We start from the raw sequence: 4897 nt of genomic DNA on the forward strand, positions 1-4897 counted from the left end.
GCAGGATCTCGTTGGCCTGCCGAAGCTCGCGGTTCTCTCGTTCAAGGGCTTTCGGCTTCCGGCCCGCTGCCCTCTATCGATCTCGGCCTTCTTGACCCAGTCATGCAGCGTCTGCGGTGTGGAGCCGATTTTGGCAGCAGTCGAGGTCACTGCCGCCCAGCGCGACGGGTGCTCGCCGGCGTGATCTAGAACCATCCGAACCGCTCGGTCCCGAATTTCAGGCGAAAACGTGTTCGTGGTCTTGCTCGTCATGGCTCATCCTCTCAGGAGTTGGAGCCTCCGGCAAATCCGGGGCGGTTCACAAGCATGAGGACATCTATCTAAGGCTATGCCGACTGCGAGGCTAAGGCAGGAAGCGCAAACTCCGATCGCCTTCTATAATGGTCGTCGCCTTCATAGGCCATCGCAGGCCGATGGTGGTTTGGCGCGAATGGATGCAAGCCGAGGGCTGTGGGCATGTGGACAACGCTGACGCGTTGACCGCATGCCCACAGCAACAGACAGACTCTCTAGCCGCGCGATAAAAAGTAATCAGGAGCGGTCAGCTAGCAACTAATAAGCTGATTCAGCTAGGCGAGTGCCGGACCTCTTATATACTTTGCTTAATCTGCTTTCCGGTTTCGTCGGTCATTTTGATCGACAGGTCGGCGATTCGACGACTGATATCCAGAGCAGCTTCCAGCGTCTGCCGCAGAACCTGACTTTGTACGGCAACAAAGTCCTGAGGAGTTCGACAGAGCCACAGCTTTCGGCTGTAGTCCATGTGAGTCTCTACTTCTTTCCGAACCATCTGGCAGTACTCTTGAGCTATTTCACTCCCTAATTTGGCAGCAGCCGTACTAGCGAAAAGGATCGTTCGCCCCTCGCGCGCCCACCCTTCGGTTGCTTCTGTTGCGTGCTGCAGCCGTTCTCCTGAGACACCGAACATTTGACCAAATTGCTCCGTATACCGTCCAATGGCTGAGGTCGTCGCTTGCAGGCCGGCTCGCCATGCGCGCTGCACCGTCTCGAAGTTCTGCTCAGCGATATTGGCCGTTGATCGGGCTATTTCTTCTCCGGCTTGAGCCGCACTCTGGCCAACGCGCGCACTCTGATCAGCTGCAGCCTGTTCCTTACGGTTGGTCTGTTCAGCCGCTTTCTCGCCGGAGTGGCGAGCTGCATCTTCCATTCTTTGTGTGGACTTATCCTCTTGGCGTGGGTTTGCCATGTTTGTTCTCCAGTTATTGCAGGTTGACGACTTGCTTCGTATTAGCTTGAATCGTCCCGAGTGCTTCGGGCTTAAGTTGCACCGCGTGCTTCTCACCAAACGACTCTACTCACTTAGCTGAGAACTGAGTAGAACGAACCTACTAATTCTGGCACCACGCTATATTGCGAACTTCTGGTTCAGGACACTAGCAGTCTGCTGAAGAACCCAAAGCCACGGAGGAGACTTGATGATTCACTTTGTCATCTCGAATCGGCGGAGGCGATCATGCGCGGCAGGTTTGCGGACCAGGGCGGCCTGTTTTCGTACATCGCGCCCGATAAGCGTGTGCCAGCGAACCATCCGCTGCGGAAGGTCCGGGAACTTGTCCGGAATGTTTTGAGTGATTTGAACCGCAGCCTTGGGAAGCTCTACCCCAGCGAGGGGCGTCCTTCGATCCCGCCGGAGCAATTGTTGAACGCCTTGCTGCTGCAGGTGTTCTACGGCATCCGCTCGGAACGCCAGTTGATGGAGCAACTGGACTTCAATCGTTTGTATCGCTGGTTCGTGGGACTGTCGCCGGACGATCCGGTCTGGGACCCGACCACCTTCACCAAGAACCGCGAGCGGCTGCAGAACGGCGATGTGTTCACGAAGTTCATGACCAGCCTTCTGAGCCATCTGAAGGTCCAGCCACTGCTGTCGGACGAGCACTTCTCGTTGGATGGAACGCTGATCGAAGCCTGGGTTTCACAGAAGAGCTTTCGTCCCAAGGACGGTAGCGGTGATGATGATGACGGCGCCAACTTCCACGGCCGGAAGCGTAAGAACGACACCCATGCCAGCACCAGCGACCCGGACAGCAGGCTTTATCGCAAGGCGGCCGGACAGGAGGCCAAGCTTTGCTATATGGGCCACGCCACCATGGAGAACCGCCATGGGCTGGCGGTAGCCGGCAGGGTCACGCATGCCAATGGCACCGCCGAACGCCGGGCTTCGGAGACCACGCTGAAGGCCAGACGCAAAGCCGCGGGCCGTCGCATCACTGCCGGCGAGGACAAGGCGTCCGATACCGCCGATCATGTCGCCAACCTTGGCGCCATCGGCGTGACGCCGCATGTGACACAGAGCCAGGCCGTCACCAAAACCGGCAAAACCCGCAACAGCGCCATCGACGAACGAACAAACGAACCACACGGCGTCCCGGATATGACATGTCGCAGTCGCGCCGGGCGATGGTCGAGTGCATCTCGGATGGGGCAAGCAGCACGGCACCATGCGCAAGACCAAACATCGCGGCATCGCTCGCGCCGCCGACTTCCTGCTCAATCTGATCGCCTACAACCTGATCCGAATCCCCAGACTGCTTGCCGCTTAGCCGCCCCGCATCAGGGTACACCAAACACCAGGCTAGAAATTACCTCCAACTCCGCCGCGCCGCCCCAACAACGACCGGTCAGAATAAGAAAAACTCTCAGTTTCAAGGTTTTTCAGCAGACTGCTCTCTTGTTTGCTGTCAAGGGACTCGATCAAGCGGAGCCGCTTCCGGCTGAGCGCCCGGACGCTGGACTTCGAAGGTGCCCACGGTAGAGGCAGGCCAAAGACGACGGTTGATCAAGCTCTCATGCGCGGGTTGGCTACCGCATGACCGTGGTTTCGTCTTGGGGCTGCCTCGGTCTAGGGGGCGAGCGTCGGCAATGCCGGCTCATAACAGGCCACGAGGATTTCCCACCGCGTCCCGCCTCCTGCCCTGGGCACCGATATGGTCGAGCAGCGCCCTTCAGGCGACCGGCCCGAGTTGTACTTGATGAGTGATCGCCCACAGGAAGCCGAACCATCTCGCGTGCAATGGCGGTGGTGACGATCACCTTACCTTGGGTTTGCCGACCGCCGACAAGCGGCGATAGCGGGCGCACAGCCTGACCTGGGCCTTCCAGGCGATATCGCGGATAGCTTGAGGCAGGCGCTCGTTACGGTCATGGAGCTTGCGACTGACGCGAGCTTACATGCGATAGGTCCATGCCCCCTCAATCAGAGCCCGCCTGGCCAGAGCGTTGCCAGCCTTGGTGATGCCTATAGCGCGACAATCTGGATGGGAAGCGCGCGACAATCAGGATGGCGAGTCTGTGTCGCGGCGAAGTGATGATTGCCGCGATGATTGTCGCGCGCAAGAGTTTTGTTCGCTCTGATTGTCGCGGAGCGTCAATCAGCGAGTGTTTGTGGTGTCGCGTGCGAGGGGGGGGCGCCCTGGACCACGCTTCCGTTCGAGCGCGGTGCGCCTGCGATAGCTTTCGACGTTCATCTCGACGATGGTGGCGTGGTGAACGAGACGATCGATGGCGGCGAGCGTCATAGCAGGGTCACCGAACACGTCAGAGTACCCCTATTGTCGAGCGGGTCGTGTCTCACGTCACGATCACTGACCCGCATCATTTTCTTTTTGGGCACCGGCTTGAGGTGCTGAAGCAGCGGTCGGGGCGCGGTCCCGCCTACGTCGTTGTCGCGCTGCCGGACGGCCGGCCGCGGGCGGTTCGGATCGCGTCGACGGATCTTGTAGAGACGATAACTTCTGGCCCGAACGCCGCCGATCTGCCACGCATCAGCGCACGTACGCTGATCCCATTGATGCAACATTTGAGCGCGAGTCTGAGCTTTCTCGACGAGAAGGTGATTCGCGATGACCCACCGACCGCTTCCAGGTCGCGTTGCGTATCGACCCCTGCCGACGTTGGCAAAGCCACCTGGCCGTCCGGCCGACATTCCGCGCCTGTGGCCGAATCTATCGACCGCGACGCAAACCCAGATCGCTCAAATCTTCGCCGCGCTGCTGCGGCGGATGCAAGCGGTTCCCGGCACGCCCGGAAGAGGACTGGGTCGTGCTGATCAGCTTGAACGTCGCTGACGAGCGGCTCACGACTGCGCACCGAGCGAAGTTGGCCTATGTCTACGTGCGGCAGTCATCCGTGAACCAGGTGCGTCAGCACCACGAGAGCACGGAGCTGCAGTACCGCCTCGTCGATCGCGCCATCGGTCTGGGCTGGCCGCCGGAGCGCGTCCAGGTCATTGATGAGGATCTGGGCAAATCCGGTGCTGGCGGTGTGGATCGTCATGGTTTCCAGAAGCTCATTGCCGAGATCGGCCTTGGCAACGCCGGTCTCGTGGTGAGCCTCGACGCTTCTCGCTTGGCCCGCAACAACCGGGACTGGCATCAGCTTCTCGAGCTGTGCTCGGTGTTCGGCGTGCTCATTGCGGATGGCGAGCGGCTTTACGATCCGCGCGCCTACCACGACCGCCTGCTGTTGGGCTTGTCCGGCATCATGAGCGAGGCGGAGTTGCATCAGCTTCGAATGCGCCTTCACCAAGGGGAACGCCAGAAGGCGGCGCGCGGCGAACTGCGGCTGCCCCTGCCAGCCGGGCTCGCCTATGATCGAGCGGGCACAATTATTCTCAATCCCGATGAGGAGGTGCAGGCCCGCCTTCACTGAACCGCCCCGGGTTTGCCGGAGGCTCCAACTCCTGAGAGGATGGAGCCATGACGAGCAAGACAACGAACAAGTTCTCAGCAGAGGTCCGGACCCGAGCGGTTCGGATGGTTCTGGATCACGCCAGCGAGCACCCTTCGCGCTGGGCGGCAGTGACATCGATTGCCGCGAAGATCGGCTGCACGCCGCAGACGCTGCATGACTGGGTCAAGAAGGCCGAGATCGATAG

Annotated in this window: 3 protein-coding genes and 4 pseudogenes; 3 read left to right on the forward strand and 4 right to left on the reverse strand. The window is 60.1% G+C overall.

Annotated features, from left to right (window positions below):
* A pseudogene (locus AC0L3A_RS39975) lies at positions 1-252 on the reverse strand (transposase); the annotation flags it as partial.
* A 337-nt stretch (positions 253-589) separates the two neighbouring features.
* The gene (locus AC0L3A_RS39980) at positions 590-1207 is read right to left on the reverse strand and encodes a phasin family protein (protein ID WP_473256498.1); all 618 of its coding nucleotides are present in this window, start codon (positions 1205-1207) and stop codon (positions 590-592) included.
* Positions 1208-1474: 267 nt separating this feature from the next.
* Between AC0L3A_RS39980 and AC0L3A_RS39985 the strand changes: the two are divergent.
* Positions 1475-2564, forward strand: a pseudogene (locus AC0L3A_RS39985) (IS5 family transposase).
* A 402-nt stretch (positions 2565-2966) separates the two neighbouring features.
* Here AC0L3A_RS39985 and AC0L3A_RS39990 read toward each other — a convergent pair.
* Positions 2967-3260, reverse strand: a pseudogene (locus tag AC0L3A_RS39990) (IS110 family transposase); the annotation flags it as partial.
* Between the two features lie 128 nt (positions 3261-3388).
* Positions 3389-3566 (reverse strand): annotated as a pseudogene (locus tag AC0L3A_RS39995) (ATP-binding protein); the annotation flags it as partial.
* A gap of 496 nt (positions 3567-4062) precedes the next feature.
* On the opposite strand from AC0L3A_RS39995, the gene AC0L3A_RS40000 reads away from it, so the two are divergent.
* Positions 4063-4671: a recombinase family protein gene (locus AC0L3A_RS40000; RefSeq protein ID WP_473256499.1), complete on the forward strand. Its 609-nt coding sequence runs from the start codon at positions 4063-4065 to the stop codon at positions 4669-4671.
* A 47-nt stretch (positions 4672-4718) separates the two neighbouring features.
* A partial coding sequence (locus AC0L3A_RS40005; protein ID WP_473256500.1) for a transposase occupies positions 4719-4897 on the forward strand: 179 nt, incomplete at its 3' end.

It is taken from the genome of Bradyrhizobium sp. MI1.3, from assembly GCF_055811695.1.

What these genes read in the sequence shown, in the direction of transcription:
- AC0L3A_RS39980 (WP_473256498.1), bottom strand. Translation starts at nt 1,207, where the DNA reads ATGGCAAACCCACGCCAAGAGGATAAGTCCACACAAAGAATGGAAGAT.